Annotated in this window: 13 protein-coding genes; 7 read left to right on the top strand and 6 right to left on the bottom strand. The window is 63.7% G+C overall.

Annotated elements, in window-relative coordinates; translation table 11 throughout:
* The first annotated feature begins 63 nt into the window (after window positions 1-63).
* The 6 genes from QTI24_RS01730 (at window position 64) to QTI24_RS01705 (ending at window position 6,958) form a co-directional block, all read left to right on the top strand.
* The gene (locus tag QTI24_RS01730) at window positions 64-1,428 is read left to right on the top strand and encodes a sensor histidine kinase (protein WP_286597915.1); all 1,365 of its coding nucleotides are present in this window, start codon (window positions 64-66) and stop codon (window positions 1,426-1,428) included.
* Window positions 1,429-1,457: 29 nt separating this feature from the next.
* The gene (locus QTI24_RS01725; protein ID WP_286597913.1) at window positions 1,458-3,251 is read left to right on the top strand and encodes a cytochrome c biogenesis protein DipZ; all 1,794 of its coding nucleotides are present in this window, start codon (window positions 1,458-1,460) and stop codon (window positions 3,249-3,251) included.
* A 45-nt stretch (window positions 3,252-3,296) separates the two neighbouring features.
* Entirely contained in the window at window positions 3,297-4,253 is a 957-nt protein-coding gene (locus QTI24_RS01720) for a LysR family transcriptional regulator (protein WP_286597912.1), read from the top strand.
* 322 nt (window positions 4,254-4,575) lie between these two features.
* Window positions 4,576-5,004 carry a helix-hairpin-helix domain-containing protein gene (locus QTI24_RS01715; protein ID WP_286597910.1) on the top strand — a complete coding sequence of 143 codons (429 nt, stop codon included), beginning with the start codon at window positions 4,576-4,578 and terminating at the stop codon, window positions 5,002-5,004.
* Between the two features lie 179 nt (window positions 5,005-5,183).
* Window positions 5,184-6,113, top strand: coding sequence for a non-homologous end joining protein Ku (ku, locus tag QTI24_RS01710; protein ID WP_286597908.1), 930 nt, complete (start codon window positions 5,184-5,186; stop codon window positions 6,111-6,113).
* Window positions 6,110-6,958, top strand: a complete 849-nt coding sequence (locus tag QTI24_RS01705; RefSeq protein ID WP_336621871.1) for a tetratricopeptide repeat protein — start codon at window positions 6,110-6,112, stop codon at window positions 6,956-6,958. Before ku ends, QTI24_RS01705 begins: the two co-directional genes overlap by 4 nt.
* Before the next feature lie 33 nt (window positions 6,959-6,991).
* Here QTI24_RS01705 and QTI24_RS01700 read toward each other — a convergent pair whose 3' ends face one another.
* Together QTI24_RS01700 and QTI24_RS01695 are read right to left on the bottom strand one after the other, a co-directional pair.
* Entirely contained in the window at window positions 6,992-7,591 is a 600-nt protein-coding gene (locus QTI24_RS01700) for an isochorismatase family protein (protein WP_286597906.1), read from the bottom strand.
* 66 nt (window positions 7,592-7,657) lie between these two features.
* A complete protein-coding gene (locus tag QTI24_RS01695; RefSeq protein WP_286597904.1) occupies window positions 7,658-8,713 on the bottom strand; it encodes a PQQ-dependent sugar dehydrogenase in 1,056 nt (351 codons plus the stop codon).
* A 296-nt stretch (window positions 8,714-9,009) separates the two neighbouring features.
* On the opposite strand from QTI24_RS01695, the gene QTI24_RS01690 reads away from it, so the two are divergent.
* Window positions 9,010-9,570, top strand: a complete 561-nt coding sequence (locus tag QTI24_RS01690) for a C40 family peptidase (RefSeq protein WP_286599238.1) — start codon at window positions 9,010-9,012, stop codon at window positions 9,568-9,570.
* Between the two features lie 58 nt (window positions 9,571-9,628).
* Here QTI24_RS01690 and lpdA read toward each other — a convergent pair whose 3' ends face one another.
* Genes lpdA through aceE form a run of 4 tightly spaced genes read right to left on the bottom strand, consistent with a single transcriptional unit; the run spans window position 9,629 to window position 16,445 of the window.
* Window positions 9,629-11,455, bottom strand: a complete 1,827-nt coding sequence (gene lpdA, locus QTI24_RS01685) for a dihydrolipoyl dehydrogenase (RefSeq protein ID WP_286597902.1) — start codon at window positions 11,453-11,455, stop codon at window positions 9,629-9,631.
* Entirely contained in the window at window positions 11,452-12,042 is a 591-nt protein-coding gene (locus QTI24_RS01680; RefSeq protein ID WP_286597900.1) for an Ntn hydrolase family protein, read from the bottom strand. The genes lpdA and QTI24_RS01680 overlap by 4 nt, the downstream gene beginning before the upstream one ends.
* Window positions 12,039-13,694 (bottom strand): dihydrolipoyllysine-residue acetyltransferase, encoded by a 1,656-nt coding sequence (gene aceF, locus QTI24_RS01675; RefSeq protein WP_286597899.1) that lies wholly within the window; start codon window positions 13,692-13,694, stop codon window positions 12,039-12,041. Before aceF ends, QTI24_RS01680 begins: the two co-directional genes overlap by 4 nt.
* A 36-nt stretch (window positions 13,695-13,730) precedes the next feature.
* Window positions 13,731-16,445, bottom strand: a complete 2,715-nt coding sequence (gene aceE, locus QTI24_RS01670) for a pyruvate dehydrogenase (acetyl-transferring), homodimeric type (RefSeq protein WP_286597897.1) — start codon at window positions 16,443-16,445, stop codon at window positions 13,731-13,733.
* Window positions 16,446-16,617 lie beyond the last annotated feature (172 nt).

Raw genomic sequence — 16,617 nt, 5'->3', positions numbered from 1 at the left:
GGCAGACACACTGGAATACACACGAAGCGGCTGGAGGGTGGTTCGGGGCCTATAAACCCAACCATGCCTACTTCTGCAAGCCTCCATGCGCGCCCTCCGCCCCCCGCCGCAGACTGGCGTCGGCTGGTCCCGCGCTCCCTCTTTGCACGCGTGACGCTGATCATCGTGGTGGGTCTGGCGATTGCACAGTTGCTGACCTTCGCATCGATCCGCTACGAGCGCGGCGTGGCACTTCGCGAACTGATGATGAGCGGCATCGAGCGTGATATCGCGAGTTCGATCGCGATCCTGGACCGCCTGCCTGCCGAGGAACGCGCCGGTTGGCTCGAACGCCTCGAGCGGCGCAACTACCGGTTCATGCTGGGCGGCAGCGTGGAGGGCCCCCAGCCTGGGTCACCCGTCGCACGGGAATTTGGCGAGGCCATTGTCAACGCATTGCGTCCGTTCGAGGTCGTGAAGGTGGCACAGGCAGCCGATCCGCACGAGGGGCTGCAGATTCAGGTGCGCCTGGCGGACGGCAGCACGGTGATCGTCCATGCGCGACGGGTGGGCATCCCTGTCTCCGCCTGGGTCATGTGGGTGCTCTGGATCCAGTTGGCGGTGCTGGCCGTCTGTGCGTGGTTCGCGGTGCGCCTGGTCACACGGCCTCTCGCCCGGCTCGCCGCGGCGGCAGATGAGCTCGGACCCGACCTGAAGGCGCACGAGTTGGTCGAGGAAGGGCCGACCGAAGTCGTGCATGCGGCTCGCGCGTTCAATGCCATGCAGCGAAGGATCGCGGGCTACATGGCCGAGCGCGTGGAAATCCTCGCGGCCATTTCACACGACCTGCAGACACCCATCACCCGGATGCGCCTGCGCACCGACCTGATGGACAACGGGAAGGACCAGGTCAAGTTCAGGCAGGACCTCGATGCCATGAACGCTCTGGTGCGGGAAGGCGTGACCTACGCGCGCACCCTCCATGGCGCGACGGAGCCGCCCTGCCGCATCGATGCCGACGCGCTGCTCGAAAGCATGGTCGCCGACTACGAAGACTCCGGCCAGCCTGTGATGCTGGAGGGACGGATCGACGTGCCGGTCGTGACGCGCCCCAATGCCCTTCGGCGGATTCTCGTAAACCTCATCGACAACGCGTTGAAGTTCGGCAGCGATGTGCGCGTCCGTGTGCGCGTCGAAGCGGACCGCTGGGTGGTTGCCGTCGTCGACAACGGGCCGGGCATTCCGCCCGATCAGCACGACGCCGTGCTCAAGCCCTTCCATCGCGTGGAAGGCTCACGCAACCGCAGCACCGGCGGCACGGGCCTGGGGCTTGCCATCGCGCAGCAACTCGCGGTGGCAATGGGCGCGGAGCTGAAGCTGTGCAACCGCGCCGAAGGCGGGCTAGAGGCCCGGCTCACCATGGCCACCGTTCAACCCGTCGCGACCTGATCGCCGCGGACCACCATCACCCCGACATCATGCTCATCCTCATCATTGCCTACGTGGGCGGCGTGCTCACCGTCCTGAGTCCCTGCATCCTGCCGGTGCTGCCCTTCGTGTTCGCGCGTGCCGATCGCCCGTTCAGCTCGCACGGTCTGCCGATGCTGCTGGGCATGGCGGTGGCCTTTGCCGCCATTGCCACGCTGGCTGCGGTCGGTGGAGGTTGGGTGGTTGCGCTCAACGAGTACGGGCGCCATGCCGCGATGGCGTTGTTGGCGGTGTTCGGCATCACGCTACTTTTCCCAAGAGTCGCCGACCGCCTGACCAGACCGCTGGTCGCTTTGGGCACTCGATTGTCGGAGCCACAGCCGAATGGGACGACAGCGCCCGCTTCCATCGGCACGCCCCTGCTGCTGGGAATGGCCACAGGCCTGCTCTGGGCACCTTGCGCGGGGCCGATCCTCGGCTTGATCCTCACGGGGGCAGCCCTCAATGGCGCGAGCGTGGGCACGTCGCTGTTGCTGCTCGCCTATGCCGCAGGCGCTTGCACGTCACTGGCCGCCGCGCTGTTGCTGGGTGGACGAGCGTTTGCGGCGATGAAGCGTTCGCTCCACACGGGCGAATGGGTTCGGCGCACGGCGGGGGCGTTGGTGCTGGTAGGCGTCGGTGCGATTGCGCTGGGCCTGGACACCGGCTTGCTCAGCCGCCTTTCGATCAGGACCACGTCGACGCTGGAACAGGCACTCGTGGATCGCATCGGACTTCCGACGCTGAAGCCCCCACAGGCCGACACCCCCTCCACACTCGAAGACACAGAGTTGACGCTGACGGCAGCGGCCCGCAAGCCCGCGCCCTCGCGAACGCTGCGGACCGAGGGCCTTCTTCCTTCGTTCTCAGGTGCGACCGAATGGATCAACTCGGCACCGCTGACCCCCGAAGGTCTGCGCGGCAAGGTGGTGCTGGTCGACTTCTGGACCTACTCGTGCATCAATTGCCTCCGGACCCTGCCCTACCTCCGCGCTTGGGCCGACAAGTACAGGGACGTGGGGCTGGTGGTGGTCGGCGTGCATGCGCCGGAATTCGCATTCGAGAAGCGTTCGTCCAACGTTCACCGGGCAGTCGAGGATCTCGGCATCGGCTTTCCTGTCGCGGTCGACAGCGACTTTGCCATCTGGCGCGCTTTCGACAACCAGTACTGGCCCGCGTTCTATTTCGTCGATGCGCAGGGTCACATCCGCCATCACCAATTCGGAGAAAACCAGTACGAAGAATCAGAGCGGGTCATTCAGCAACTGCTGGCGGAGGCGGGGCGAACCAACGTTCCATCGGGGCTGGTTTCGCCGACGGCCTCGGGCGTTCAGGCCGCACCGGACGTCTCGCCTTCGCTCTCGCAAGAGACCTACCTCGGCTACGAACGGTCGCGCAACTTCGCCTCCCCGGGCGGCATTGCAAGCGACCGCGCCAACGTCTACCGACGTCCCGCTTCGTTGCGTTCGGACCAGTGGGCGCTCGCCGGCGACTGGACTGTGGAGCGCGAACGCGCGATATCGAACCGAACCAACGGGCGCATCGCCTATCGCTTTCATGCGCGGGACTTGCATCTGGTGCTCGGCCCATCGGCCGATGGGAAACCCGTGCGCTTCAGGGTGCTCCTGGATGGCAAGCCGCCGCTATCGGACCACGGCTCCGACGTCGACGCCCAAGGCAACGGAATGATCGATGTACAGCGGCTTTATCAGTTGCTTCGCCAGACAAAGAGTACAAAGGAACACCTTTTCGAAATCGAATTTCTCGATGAGGGGGCACAGGCCTACGTATTTACCTTCGGCTAGGCAACCGCCCGTATCCTCAGGTTTTCGTGTTGAACACAGCCGCCTATGCACCAGGAAAGAAATGCCAACGGTGAACTGAGCTTCCATTTGCTCAAATGCCTGGTGGCGCTTGTCTGTCACTCGCACATCTCGCGCGCTGCGGAGGCGATCTCCATCAGCCAGCCCGCAATGAGCCGCGCGATCGGCCAGTTGCGTACTGTCACGGGTGACCCGATCCTCGTGAAGGGCGGCAGCGGCCTGATCCCCACTGCCAAGGCGCTCCAATTGCGCGACTTCGCCGAGCGGATCCTGGAGGAGATGGATGAACTGCTCGGCAACGCGGTGGCTTTCGACCCGAGAGTCACTCGCTACCTGTTCCGCATGGTCGCCACCGACTATCTGGAGTGCCTCTTCGTCGACCACCTGGTGCAGCATCTCGGCACGGAGTATCCGGGCATTTCGATATCGGTACGACACCCGGTGCATCCTTCGCAGTTCAACAAGGTGCTCGAGGCGGGCGATGTCGACTTCTGCGTCGGCATCCTGCCGCCCAGCCTGCGCGAACTCCGCCACCGGCTGCTGTTTCGCGATCGCATCGTGTGCATAGCGCGCGCCGGCCACTGGGCCATGGGCAAGACGCTCACGCCGGCGGAGTTCGCGGGCCTCGAACACGTGGTGATCATGCCGAACACCGTGAACTGCTTCGGCGAATCCGTCGATCAGGCTCTGGCCGCGCAGGGGCTGCAGCGCCAGCGCCGCTACGTCACTCCGAACTACCTCACTGCACCTCACCTGCTGGAGAAATCGGACATGGTGGCGCTCCTGCCCCTGTCGCTGGCGTCGCGTTTTCGCGATCGCTTCGGGCTTGCCGAACTGGCATTGCCAGTGGTCGTGCCGGCGTTCGATGTCTACATCTCCTGGCACGACCGAACACACCGCCACGCGGCCCACATCTGGTTTCGCGACCAGGTCATGCAAAGCCTCGAACTCAAGGTGAAAGACGGACATTCGCTACGCGCATAACCTTCATCCATGCGCGGCATGGACTTCCTGCAGCAGACTCCCAATACTTAGGCGTCGCCGTCGAATCGGCAATCAAAGAGCAAGCAGGCATGCGGTTTTCGGAGTCTCCGGTCAAAGTTTCGCGACACGTCGCACTGCGGTTTCACTGGGAAAGCACTTTCCCGATTGGCATCACCCGGCTCCGACGACCGGAGCAGCAACGTGCATGCCATTGAGGCGCTCCGCGCCTCGAACCCCATCCTCGTATTTCCGGCGTTGAAGAAGTGGCCCGCAGCCACGTCCGACGGCGCACGTATTGATGAAAGTCCAAGTTATGTCTTGCATGATCCAATCCGTTGATGACCTCGCCCAGTTGCCCGACGACGAACTGCTCCCCTGTCTCGGGGCCCTCCGGAGCGCCATTCATGAAGCCAAGCGCCAGCACGCGGCAGCACTGCGCGAACGCCTGATCCCCGAGGACTCGACCTTCGAATTCCAGTCCTTCAACTGGCGCCCCAGAGGCGCGCAGCGATTCAACATGCCGATCCAGTTGAGCCCCGAAACGCCGATCGACGAGATCTCCGTGCGCGCGAGTGCGCGGGATGCGCTCAAGGAACTCAGCATCTTCTGCATCGAGGATCTCTCCGCGATCAGCGAGCAGGAGTTGCTGAAAGAAGTCGCCATTGGACCGAAGACGCTGGGCCGCCTGCGCGAAGTGCTGTCGCGTGTCGGGCTCGACTTCCTGCCCAATCCCGAAGTGCCGCAAACATGACGAACGCCAATGCCATCAAGGGAAGGACGCCGCGTGAGTGACGAGAGAGAAAACATGGACTGAAAATCGCTGTATGCCTATCCGTCGCGACTGCTGAAGTTGCGTCCCCCTCTGGCCGAGCGTCCAGGAAAGTGGCATTCTCCGGCCGGGGAGGTGCTGAATACCTCCTTGGAGGTTTCATGGCTGCACGTTCGATCGCCTCGCTATCGCTGAGCTTCGGGTTGGTTTCCATCCCGGTCAAGCTGTACTCCGCGACCGAAAGCTCCGGAGCGGTCAGATTCAATCTCCTGGCCAAGGACGGCTCGCGCGTGAAGCAGCAATACGTCTCGGAGAAGGATCAGTCGGTCGTGGTGCCCCGCTCCGAAATGGTCAAGGGCTATGAATTCGAGAAGGACCGCTACGTCCTCTTCACCCCCGACGAATTGAAGGCCGTCGAGGAAAGCACGACCCATACGATCGACATCGTCGCCTTCATTCCGGAAAAGGCCGTCGACCCGATCTATTACGACAAGGCGTACTTCATAGCGCCCGACAAGCGCGGCGCCAAGCCCTACACCCTGCTGCGCGCGGCCATGCGCAAGAGCGGCCGGTGCGCGCTCGCGAAATGGGCCTGGAAAGGCAAGCAATACGTCGTGCAGGTCCGAGCCGCCGAGGACGGCCTGGTGCTGCAGCAGCTTCTCTACGCCGACGAGGTCCGTTCGCTCAAGGATCTGGAGATCGAGGAGATCAAGCCATCGGACGCGGAAGTGCAACTCGCGCTGCAGCTCATCGACCAGATATCCCAGGACAGCTACGACCCCGCGCAGTTCGTCGACGAGGAGAAGAAGCGGATTCTCGAGGCCATCGACGCGAAGATCGCGGGCAAGCAGGTGGTTGCGGTGGAAGAGCGTGAAACAGCGCCGGGCAGCGGCCAGATCATCGACCTCACCGAAATGCTGCGCGCCAGCCTGGTTCGCGCAGGTGCCGGCGGTACGAAACGCCCGGCGACGCCGCGTACGCCTGCCGCTGAAGTCGTGACACCGCTCGCTTCGAAGGAACGCAAGGGCGTGAAGCGCGCCCCTGCCAAGACGACGACCGCAGCCCCGGCCGCCGCGCGCTTGAGGAAGTGACCGACGTCAAGGTGCAGGCGCCCCACACCCTGCGCAGCCTCCAGGAAATGCTCGGCCTCTCCCGGAGTGCGATCTCGGGGTTGATCGCGAACGGCTTCGTCCATCCTGCGCGAGGACCGCGCAACGAGTACCGGTTTTCCTTTCGCGATGTCGTTCTGCTGCGTACCGCTCACGAACTCCAGGCCGCCGACATCCCGACGCGCAAGATCCTGCGCGCGCTGCAGCGGCTGAAAGCCACGTTGCCCGCGGAATTGCCCTTGACCGGCTTGCGGATCACGGCCGTGGGCAGCACGATCGCCGTGCGCGAACGCGACAGCCAGTGGGAGGCAGAGTCGGGCCAGTTGCTCATGGACTTCGAGGTTGCGGCCGCACGAGGCTCGGTGGCGTTCGTGGAGCATCTGCAGAGCGAAGACGCAAACCCGCCGCAATCGGTTCAAGCATCCGCGGACGCATGGTTCACGCAGGCTGAAGAACTCGAAACGCGGGATATGCAGGCCGCTGAAGCGGCCTACCGGAAGGCCGTAGCCATTGCGCCGGATTTTTCAGATGCCTACCTGAATCTGGGCGCGATCCTCTGCGAGACGGGGCGCCACGAAGAAGCCGCAGCCCTCTATGACGCTGCGTTGGGCCTGCGACCGAGTGTGGCGCTGCTGCATTTCAATCGTGCGGTGGCACTGGAAGACCTGGGACGCCTGCATGATGCGCTCGAGAGTTACGAGCGATGCCTCGAGATCGATTCGACCGTCGGTGATGCGCATTTCAACGCCGCCCGATTGCATGACCACCTGGGTCATCGGCGCGAGGCCATTCGACACTTCAGCGCCTACCGCCGGCTTCAGAAATAGGGCACCGGCCCGGTTTTCGCGGGCCGCCAGCAGCTATTTGACCAACGCCAGCACTTCATCGAAACGGGGATGCTCCGCCGTGCGAAGCCACTCGAAGCCTACCATCTCGGTGGTCACCAGTTCCGCGCCGGCACCCGCCAGCCGATCGAAGGCCGCGTCCCGGTTGCGCTCGGTGCGCGAGCTGCAGGCATCCGTGACGACCCAGACTTCGAACTCGTCCTCGAGCAGATCGAGCGCCGTCTGCATCAGGCACACGTGCGCCTCGCAGCCGGCCATGACGATCATGTTGCGCTCTTCGGCCGCTGCCGGCTTCTGGAGGTGCTTGGGGAGACTGCGGGCATTGCCCTGAGGCGCCTTGGCCGGCACGCGCAGCCATTCGCCAAGGCCTTCTTCCGCGGCGCTGAAATGCATCTTGGCGAGCGTGCGCTGGCACAGGACACGGATGTCGGGAAGGTTCTCGCCCAGCTTCGACGGGTTTTCCTCGGTGCCCCAGACCGGTACCTGCATCAGCTTGGCGATCTTGCCGAGGCGCACCGCATTCTTCGTCACGGCGTCCGCCTCGAAGATCGATGGCATCAGGCGCGCCTGATAGTCGACCAGAACCAACTGGGATTGCGATGCATCGAGCAGCATGGGAAAACGTCTTTCGCGAGTAACTGGAGAGAGGAGAGGCCAGACCGTACCACCGAAAGCTTCATTTCATTCAGGCAAGAGACGAAGGAGCTTGCCGTTGGATTCGTCCGTCAGCACGTAAAGCAAGCCGTCCGGCCCCTGCTTTACGTCGCGGATGCGCGCTCGGCCGTCTTCCAGCAGCTTGTGCTCGGCCACGACCTTGCCACCCTTCAGCTCAATTCGGTCGAGATAGCCGAACTTGAGCGATCCCACAAAGAGATTCCCCTTCCAGCCCGCGCCGTAGCGATCGCTGGTCAGGAAGGCCATCCCCGACGGCGCGATGGAAGGCACCCAGTAGTGCAGCGGCTGCTCCATTCCTTCCTTCTGCGTGATCCCGTCGCCGATCCTGCCGCCGCCGTAGTTCTCACCGAAGGTGATCACCGGCCATCCATGATTGCGGCCGGCCTGCGGAATGTTGATTTCGTCACCGCCCTGCGGGCCATGCTCGTGCATCCAGAGCTTTCCATCCGGCGCCAGCGTGGCGCCCTGCCCGTTGCGGTGCCCGTAGCTCCAGATTTCGGGCAGTGCACCCGCCTTCCCGACGAAGGGGTTGTCCTTCGGAACCGAGCCGTCCTTGCCTAGGCGCACGATCTTGCCCAGATGGTTGTCGAGCTTCTGGGCGTCTTCCTTGCGGCTGAAGCGGTCGCCCAGCGTGAGGAACAGCGAACCGTCCTTGGCCTCGACTATGCGGCAGCCGAAATGATTGCGGCTCGCGACCTTGGGCTGCTGGCTGAATATCACCTTCAGGCCTTCGATGCGGCTTCCATCGGCCGACAACTGGGCTCGTGCCAGCGCCGTGCTATTGCCCATTCCGGCCGCATCGGGCTCCGAGTAGCAGAAATAGAACGTGCGGTTGGCCTCGAACGCGCTATCGGCGATCACGTCCAGCAGACCGCCCTGCCCGCCCGCAGCGATGGCGGGCAGTCCGGCGACCGGCGCGCCCACTTTGCCATCGACCCCGACGACGCGAATGCGACCGGCTTTTTCGGTCACTAGGAAGCGTCCGCCCGGAAGAAAGCCTACGCCCCAGGGGTTCTCAAGTCCTGAAGCAACGACCTCGGTCCGGGGCGCCGCAGTCGCCATCCCAGCACTCGCCGCAGCCAGGCAAAGCAGGCGTGATGTCCATCGACGAACAGTTACAAATTGTGAGGGCATTCGGCTCCTTCGATGCGTCTGGACTTGCAATCGTTTGGTCATTCCGGCGAAATTCCAAGCCTTTCGCATTACACGAGCGAAAGAACTTATTGCCAATAATCGAAACCTTTACATTTTTGATTGTGAGAAGGTGAAAAAATCTCATCTCTGACAAGCAGTTACGTGCAAAATCCCGAACTCACATGAAATTGACACTCCATGGTGTCGTCCATATCCTACGCGCCATGCGATTTTTAATGCTCACCGCCGCCCTCCTGCTTGCGACCGCCGCTCACGCCGCGCCGCAACTTGATCGGGCGGACGACAACAACGAGATGATGGTCGTCGACAAGAGTCTGATGGGCCAGCTGCATCAGGTTCGGCAGACCATGGTGGACCGCACTTCCGACCTCGTCGTCACGGCGATTGGCTTCCTCGGCGTTCCCTACCGCCGCGGCGGCAACACCGTCGAGACGGGCTTCGACTGCAGCGGTTTCGTCCGCGCAATGTACAACCAGACCGTCGGCCACCTGCTCCCCCGCCGCGCCGAAGAACAGGCCGCCGCTACCCAGAAGATCGACCGCCACGACTTGAAGCCCGGCGACCTGGTGTTCTTCAACACCATGCGCCGCGCATTCAGCCATGTCGGCATCTATGTCGGCGAAGGCAAGTTCATCCATTCCCCCAAGCCTGGCGCCCAGGTGCGCGTGGAAGACATGAGCGGCAGCTACTGGCAGCGTCGCTTCAGCGGGGCGCGCCGCGTGGTCTCGTCCCAGGACGACCTTCTCAAGACCTCGGGCGACTGATCCGGCGGCGCCCCAACGAAAAATCCCGCCGCCGGCGGGATTTTTTTCGTCATTTGCCTTAGCGTTTTTTGACTGGCGGCAAGTCCGTGCAACTGCCGTGCGCCGCTTCCGCCGCCAGGCCGATGCTCTCACCCAAGGTCGGGTGCGGATGAATGGTCTTGCCGATATCGATGGCGTCGGCCCCCATCTCGATGGCGAGCGCGATCTCGCCGATCATGTCGCCAGCGTGCGTCCCGACAATGCCGCCACCGACGATGCGATGCGTTTCCTCGTCGAACAGGAGCTTGGTGAAGCCCTCGTCGCGACCGTTCGCGATGGCGCGGCCCGAAGCCGTCCACGGGAACAGACCCTTGTGGATCTTCACGCCCTCGGCCTTGGCCTGGTCCTCGGTGAGGCCGACCCACGCCACTTCCGGATCGGTGTAGGCGACGCTCGGAATCACGCGGGCATTGAAGGCTGCGCTTGCGAGTTCCTTGTCGCCCTTCTGTTCGCCGGCAATCACCTCTGCCGCTACATGCGCTTCGTGCACCGCCTTGTGCTCCAGCATCGGCTGACCGACGATGTCGCCGACCGCAAAGATGTGCGGCACATTGGTGCGCATCTGGATGTCGACGGGAATGAAGCCGCGATCGCTCACGTTCACCCCTGCCTTCTCGGCGCCGATCTTCTTGCCATTGGGACTGCGGCCGACGGCCTGCAGCACCAGATCGTAGACCTGCGGTTCCTTCGGAGCCTGCTCGCCTTCGAAGGTCACGCGGATGCCTTCCTTCGTGGCTTCGGCGCCGACGGTCTTGGTCTTCAGCATGATGTTGTCGAAGCGCGGTGCGTTGAGCTTCTGCCAGACCTTGACGAGGTCGCGGTCCGCGCCCTGCATCAGCCCGTCGAGCATCTCGACGACGTCGAGCCTCGCGCCCAGCGTGGAATACACCGAGCCCATTTCGAGCCCGATGATGCCGCCGCCGAGGATCAGCATGCGCTTTGGGTCGACGCCGAGTTCAAGTGCTCCGGTGGAATCGACGACGCGGGGATCCTTCGGCATGAAGGGCAACTGCACCGCCTGCGAGCCCGCCGCGATCACGCAATGGCGGAACTTGACGGTCTGCGCCTTGCCGGTCACGTCCTTGCCGTCGCCCGTGGTCTCCTGCACCTTGACGTGGTACGGATCGACGAACTCGCCGACACCGCGCACCGTCGTCACCTTGCGCATCTTCGCCATGGCGGCCAGGCCGCCGGTCAGCTTGCCGACCACCTTGTTCTTGCGGCCGAGCAGTTTGGCGCGATCCACGGTGGGTTCGCCGTAGCTCACCCCCAAGTCGGCGAAGTGCTTGACCTCGTCGATCACCGCCGCGACATGCAACAGCGCCTTGGAGGGAATGCACCCGACGTTGAGGCAGACGCCGCCCAACGTCGCGTAACGCTCGACCAGCACGACCTTGAGGCCGAGGTCGGCCGCGCGGAAGGCCGCGGAATAGCCACCAGGGCCGGCGCCCAGCACCAGCAGATCGCATTCGACGTCCACCGAGCCCGCGTAGGTCGATGCCACCGCAGACGCCGGTGCCGGTGCAGTCGGTGCCGACGCCTCCTTCGGCGCCGGTGCGGCGGATGGGGAGGCGGCCGGCGCGGGTGCCGGCGCAGCAGCGGCGCCTTCGGCTGCATCCAGCGTCAACACCACAGACCCCTCGCTGACCTTGTCGCCGACCTTCACGGCCACCGACTTGACCACGCCCGCGTGCGATGAGGGGATCTCCATCGAGGCCTTGTCCGACTCCACCGTGATCAGCGACTGCTCCGCCTTCACGGTGTCGCCGGGCTTTACGAGAACCTCGATCACCGCAACTTCATCGAAATCGCCGATGTCCGGCACTTTGACTTGTACTTCGCTCATTTGGACACCTTCAGTTTGAGTGTGAGAACGTCGACCGGTCCGGCCGAGTTTCGATCGAATTCGCAGGCCGCGACCACGCCGGCCTCGGCCACGTCGCGCGCCGAGCGCGCCTTGTCATAGGCTGCATGCATCGCGCCGAGTGCAAAGCTGCGGCCGGAGCCGATGCTCCAGAACTGCTTGAACTCGAAGACTTCGCGATAGCTGTAGATGCCATAGATGCCACTCGCGTTGGCGAGCAACATCGTGAACTGGCTCGACTCGTAGGGCTCATGCTCGTCCTCCTTGGTCTGCAGGAAGAACGAGTCCTTGAGCACCGGATGCAGCAGCGTGAAGGTGCGGAAGATCTCGTCCTTGCTGCCGAAGCGAAGCGCCTCGGCCGGCTGCGCCGCCAGCGCATGCTGCAGCACCAGGAAGTGGGCCGCCGCGCCGGCCACGGCAAAGATGCTCTGGCCCGCGGCGTCGTTGACCATGAACAGCTTCTGGTTTTTCTCGGCACGATGCGACAGCCGCGTGTCGCCGAAGGTCACCAAGGAATCGGCTGCCATCACGACTTGGCCGCCTTTTCGGACGGCCACGACGGTTGTCATAGAAGAACGCGGCGGAAGTCGGCGAGGACCTGACCCAGGTAGGCATTGAACCGGGCCGCAGACGCGCCGTCGATCACGCGATGGTCGTATGACAGCGACAGCGGCAGCATCAGGCGCGGCTGGAAGGCCTTGCCATCCCATACCGGCTTCGTCGCGCCCTTGGAGAGACCGAGGATCGCCACCTCGGGCGCGTTGATGATCGGCGTGAAGTGCGTGCCGCCGATGCCACCGAGCGAGCTGATCGAGATGCAGCCGCCTTGCATGTCGGCCGAGCCGAGCTTGCCGTCGCGCGCCTTCTTGGCGAGCTCCCCCATTTCCTGGCTGATCTGCAGCACGCCCTTCTTGTCGGCGTCCTTGAGCACCGGCACCACCAGCCCGTTCGGCGTGTCCGCCGCGAAGCCGATGTTGTAGTACTGCTTGTAGACGAGCTGGTCGCCGTCCATGCTGGTGTTGAAATCGGGGAACTTCTTCAGCGCCGAGACCATGGCCTTGATCACGAAGGCCAGCATCGTGACCTTGATGCCCGACTTCTCGTTCTCCTTGTTGGTGGACACGCGGAAGGCTTCGAGCTCGGTGATATCTGCTTCGTCGTTGTTCGTGACGTGCGGGATCATCACCCAGTTGCGGTGCAGGTTGGCGCCGCTGATCTTCTTGATACGCGACAGGTCCTTGCGCTCGACCGTGCCGAACTTGGTGAAGTCGACCTTGGGCCACGGCAGCAGGCCCAGCGCTTCGCCGCTGCCTCCGCCTGCGGGTGCCTTGGCGCCCGAAGCCTTGGTGCTCGCCGCGCCGCTCATCACGGCCTTGGTGAAGTTCTGGATGTCTTCCTGGGTGATGCGGCCCTTGGGGCCGCTGCCCTTCACCTCTTCGAGCGGCACGCCGAGATCGCGGGCGAACTTGCGCACCGAGGGCGATGCATGCGGCAGCTTTCCGGACGGCGCGACAGTCGGATCGTGCGCAGGCACAGCAGCAGAGGGTACGGACTCTGGGGCCGGCGCAGAGGCGCTGGCCGATGTGGGGGCCGCGGCGGCCTGTGCCGTTGCCGAAGCGGCGGCGGGTGCCGCAGCAGCACCGCCGGATCCCTCGATGATCGCGATCAAGTCTCCGATGTTGACCGTGTCGCCCACCTTGACCTTGAGCTCCTTGAGCACGCCGGCCGCGGAAGACGGAATCTCCATCGACGCCTTGTCCGACTCGACCGTGATCAGCGACTGCTCCTGCTTGATCGCATCGCCAGGCTTCACGAGGACCTCGATCACCGCGACGTCCTTGAAGTCGCCAATGTCGGGTACCTTCACTTCGATCGGACCGGCGGCTGCGGCAGGTGCGGCTGCAGCCGGTGCAGATGCCGGAGCGGGCGCCGCCGTCGCGGAGGCCGGAGCCGCCGCCGGTGCCGCAGTGGGCGCAGCCGCGCCCTCGCCTTCAAGCACCAGCACGACCGAACCCTCCTTGACCTTGCTGCCGACCTCGACCTTGAGTTCCTTCACGACGCCGGCCTGGCTCGACGGAATCTCCATCGAGGCCTTGTCCGACTCCACCGTGATCAGCGACTGCTCGGCCTTCACCGTGTCGCCCACCTTCACCAGAACCTCGATCACCGCGACTTCGTCGAAGTCGCCGATGTCCGGCACCTTGATTTCCACTGTTGCCATATCGTGTCTCCCGCCCTTGAGGCGCAGTTGATTGTTTTATGCGTAGAGCGGGTTGATCTTGTCAGCGTTGATGCCGTACTTCTTGATTGCGTCTGCCACCTTCTGCGCGGGAACGACGCCATCTTCGGCCAGCGCCTTGAGCGCAGCGACCACGATGTAGTGGCGGTTGATCTCGAAATGCTCCCGCAACTTGTTGCGGAAGTCGCTGCGGCCGAAGCCGTCGGTGCCGAGCACCTTGTAGTTGCGGCCCTTCGGGATGAAGGGGCGGATCTGTTCGGCGTAGGCCTTCATGTAGTCGGTCGATGCCACCACCGGACCCGTCGATGCGCCGAGTTGCTTCGCGACGAAGCAAACGCGAGGCTCCTCCGTCGGATGCAGCAGGTTCCAGCGATCGGCTTCCTGGCCGTCACGGGTCAGCTCGTTGAAGCTCGGGCAACTCCAGACCGAGGCGCTCACGCCCCAGTCCTTTTCGAGCAGTTCCTGCGCGGAGATGCTCTCGCGCAGGATGGTGCCGCTGCCCAGCAATTGCACGGTGGGCGCCTTGGCCTTCAGCGCAGGCCCCTGCTTGCACAAGTACATGCCCTTGATGATCTGCTCCTCGGTGCCGGGCTGGAGGCCAGGCATCGGGTAGTTCTCATTGAGCAGCGTCAGGTAGTAATAGACGTTGTCCTGCTTCTCCACCATGCGCTTCAGGCCATGGTGCAGGATCACGCCGACTTCGTGTGCGAAGGTCGGGTCGTAGCTCACGCAGTTCGGGATGGTGTTCGCCAGGATGTGGCTGTGCCCGTCCTCATGCTGCAGGCCCTCGCCATTGAGCGTGGTGCGTCCCGAGGTGCCGCCCAGCAGGAAGCCGCGGGCCTGCATGTCGCCGGCCGCCCAGGCCAGGTCGCCGATGCGCTGGAAGCCGAACATCGAGTAGTACACGTAGAACGGCACCATGATGCGGTTGTTGGTGCTGTACGACGTGGCCGCCGCAATCCAGCTCGACATGCCGCCAGCCTCGTTGATGCCTTCCTGCAGGATCTGGCCGGCCTTGTCTTCCTTGTAGTACATGACCTGATCCTTGTCGACCGGCGTGTACTGCTGACCCGCGGGGTTGTAGATCCCCACTTGGCGGAACAGACCTTCCATGCCGAAGGTGCGTGCCTCGTCGACCAGGATCGGCACCACGCGCGGGCCGAGCGCCTGGTCGCGCAGCAGCTGCGTCAGGAAGCGCACATAGGCTTGCGTGGTCGAGATCTCGCGCCCTTCCGCGGTCGGCTCCAACACGGCCTTGAAGGTTTCGAGCGAGGGCACGGTGAAACTCTCGTCGGCCTTCACGCGGCGATGCGGCAGGTAGCCACCGAGGGCCTTGCGGCGCTCGTGCAGGTACTTCATTTCGGGCGTGTCGTCGGCCGGCTTGTAGAACGGCAGGTCGGCGAGTTGGCTGTCCGGGATCGGGATGTTGAAGCGGTCGCGGAAGGCTTTGATGTCCTCCTCGCCCAGCTTCTTGGTCTGGTGGACAGTGTTCTTGCCTTCGCCGATCTTGCCCATGCCGAAGCCCTTGACGGTCTTGATCAGCAGCACGGTGGGCTGGCCCTTGTGATTGACGGCCGAATGAAAGGCCGCGTAGACCTTCTGCGAATCATGGCCGCCGCGGCGCAGATTCCAGATCTCGTCGTCGCTCATCTTGGCGACCATCTCCAGCGTGCGCGGATCGCGGCCGAAGAAGTGCTTGCGCACATAGGCACCGTCGTTGGCCTTGAACGACTGGTAGTCACCGTCGTTCGTGTCCATCATGATCTTGCGCAGCGCACCGTCCTTGTCACGCGCGAGCAGCGGGTCCCAGTTGCTGCCCCAGATCAGCTTGATGACGTTCCAGCCCGAGCCGCGGAATTCGCCTTCGAGCTCCTGGATGATCTTGCCGTTGCCCCGCACCGGGCCGTCCAGGCGCTGCAGGTTGCAGTTGATGACGAAGACCAGGTTGTCGAGCTTCTCGCGCGCCGCCAGGCCGATGGCGCCCAGCGACTCGACCTCGTCCATTTCGCCGTCGCCGCAGAAGACCCAGACCTTGCGGTTCTCGGTGTTGGCAATGCCGCGCGCGTGCAGGTACTTGAGGAAGCGGGCCTGGTAGATCGCCATCAGCGGACCGAGGCCCATCGAGACGGTCGGGAATTGCCAGAACTCGGGCATCAGCTTCGGGTGCGGGTAGCTCGACAGCCCCTTGCCGTCGACTTCCTGGCGGAAGTTGAGCAGTTGCTCTTCGGTCAGGCGGCCTTCGAGGTAGGCGCGGGCATAGATGCCGGGCGAAACGTGGCCTTGGATATAGAGGCAGTCGCCGCCGTGGTTTTCGCTTTCGGCGTGCCAGAAGTGGTTGAAGCCGGCGCCGAACATGCTGGCCAGCGAGGCGAAGGAACCGATGTGGCCGCCCAGGTCACCGCCTTCGGGCGGGTGGTGGCGGTTGGCCTTGACGACCATCGCCATCGCGTTCCAGCGCATGTAGGAGCGCAGGCGTTCCTCGATCTCGGTATTGCCGGGAGACCGTTCTTCCTGGTCGGTCTCGATGGTGTTCACGTAGGCGGTGTTGGCCGAGAACGGTTTGTCGATGCTGTTCTGGCGGGCGTGCTCGAGCAATTGCTCGAGCAGGAAGTGCGCTCGCTCTGGCCCCTCGCTTTGGATGACCGCCGAAAGGGCGTCCATCCACTCACGTGTCTCCTGTGCGTCCGGGTCGTTCGCGGCCGAGCCGAACTGGCTCTCGGGATTTGCCGACATGCTTGTCTCCTTTTGAGGGGGGTGGCTGTAATTTAGTGCCGTAACCGGCAACGCGCGGCAGTTTCTCACAGAAATCTTCAGATTTCAAATAGTGCGTAGTAATTTCTTATTATGAAATTACCCCGGGAAAGCAGAGCAGGATGGCGCTTGCGCGTCCGTGCTCGCGCAAGAG

It is taken from the genome of Variovorax sp. J22P240 (genome assembly GCF_030316855.1).
Lineage (GTDB): Bacteria > Pseudomonadota > Gammaproteobacteria > Burkholderiales > Burkholderiaceae_C > Variovorax.
The sequence above is the reverse complement of the archived record's forward strand: the minus strand, read 5'-3'. Positions and strand labels throughout refer to the sequence as shown.

Coding starts and splice junctions, on each gene's coding strand:
- QTI24_RS01730 (WP_286597915.1), top strand. CDS start 64: ATGCCTACTTCTGCAAGCCTCCATGCGCGCCCTCCGCCCCCCGCCGCA.
- QTI24_RS01725 (WP_286597913.1), top strand. CDS start 1,458: ATGCTCATCCTCATCATTGCCTACGTGGGCGGCGTGCTCACCGTCCTG.
- QTI24_RS01720 (WP_286597912.1), top strand. CDS start 3,297: ATGCACCAGGAAAGAAATGCCAACGGTGAACTGAGCTTCCATTTGCTC.
- QTI24_RS01715 (WP_286597910.1), top strand. CDS start 4,576: ATGATCCAATCCGTTGATGACCTCGCCCAGTTGCCCGACGACGAACTG.
- ku (WP_286597908.1), top strand. CDS start 5,184: ATGGCTGCACGTTCGATCGCCTCGCTATCGCTGAGCTTCGGGTTGGTT.
- QTI24_RS01700 (WP_286597906.1), bottom strand. CDS start 7,591: ATGCTGCTCGATGCATCGCAATCCCAGTTGGTTCTGGTCGACTATCAG.
- QTI24_RS01695 (WP_286597904.1), bottom strand. CDS start 8,713: ATGGCGACTGCGGCGCCCCGGACCGAGGTCGTTGCTTCAGGACTTGAG.
- QTI24_RS01690 (WP_286599238.1), top strand. CDS start 9,010: ATGCGATTTTTAATGCTCACCGCCGCCCTCCTGCTTGCGACCGCCGCT.
- lpdA (WP_286597902.1), bottom strand. CDS start 11,455: ATGAGCGAAGTACAAGTCAAAGTGCCGGACATCGGCGATTTCGATGAA.
- QTI24_RS01680 (WP_286597900.1), bottom strand. CDS start 12,042: ATGACAACCGTCGTGGCCGTCCGAAAAGGCGGCCAAGTCGTGATGGCA.
- aceF (WP_286597899.1), bottom strand. CDS start 13,694: ATGGCAACAGTGGAAATCAAGGTGCCGGACATCGGCGACTTCGACGAA.
- aceE (WP_286597897.1), bottom strand. CDS start 16,445: ATGTCGGCAAATCCCGAGAGCCAGTTCGGCTCGGCCGCGAACGACCCG.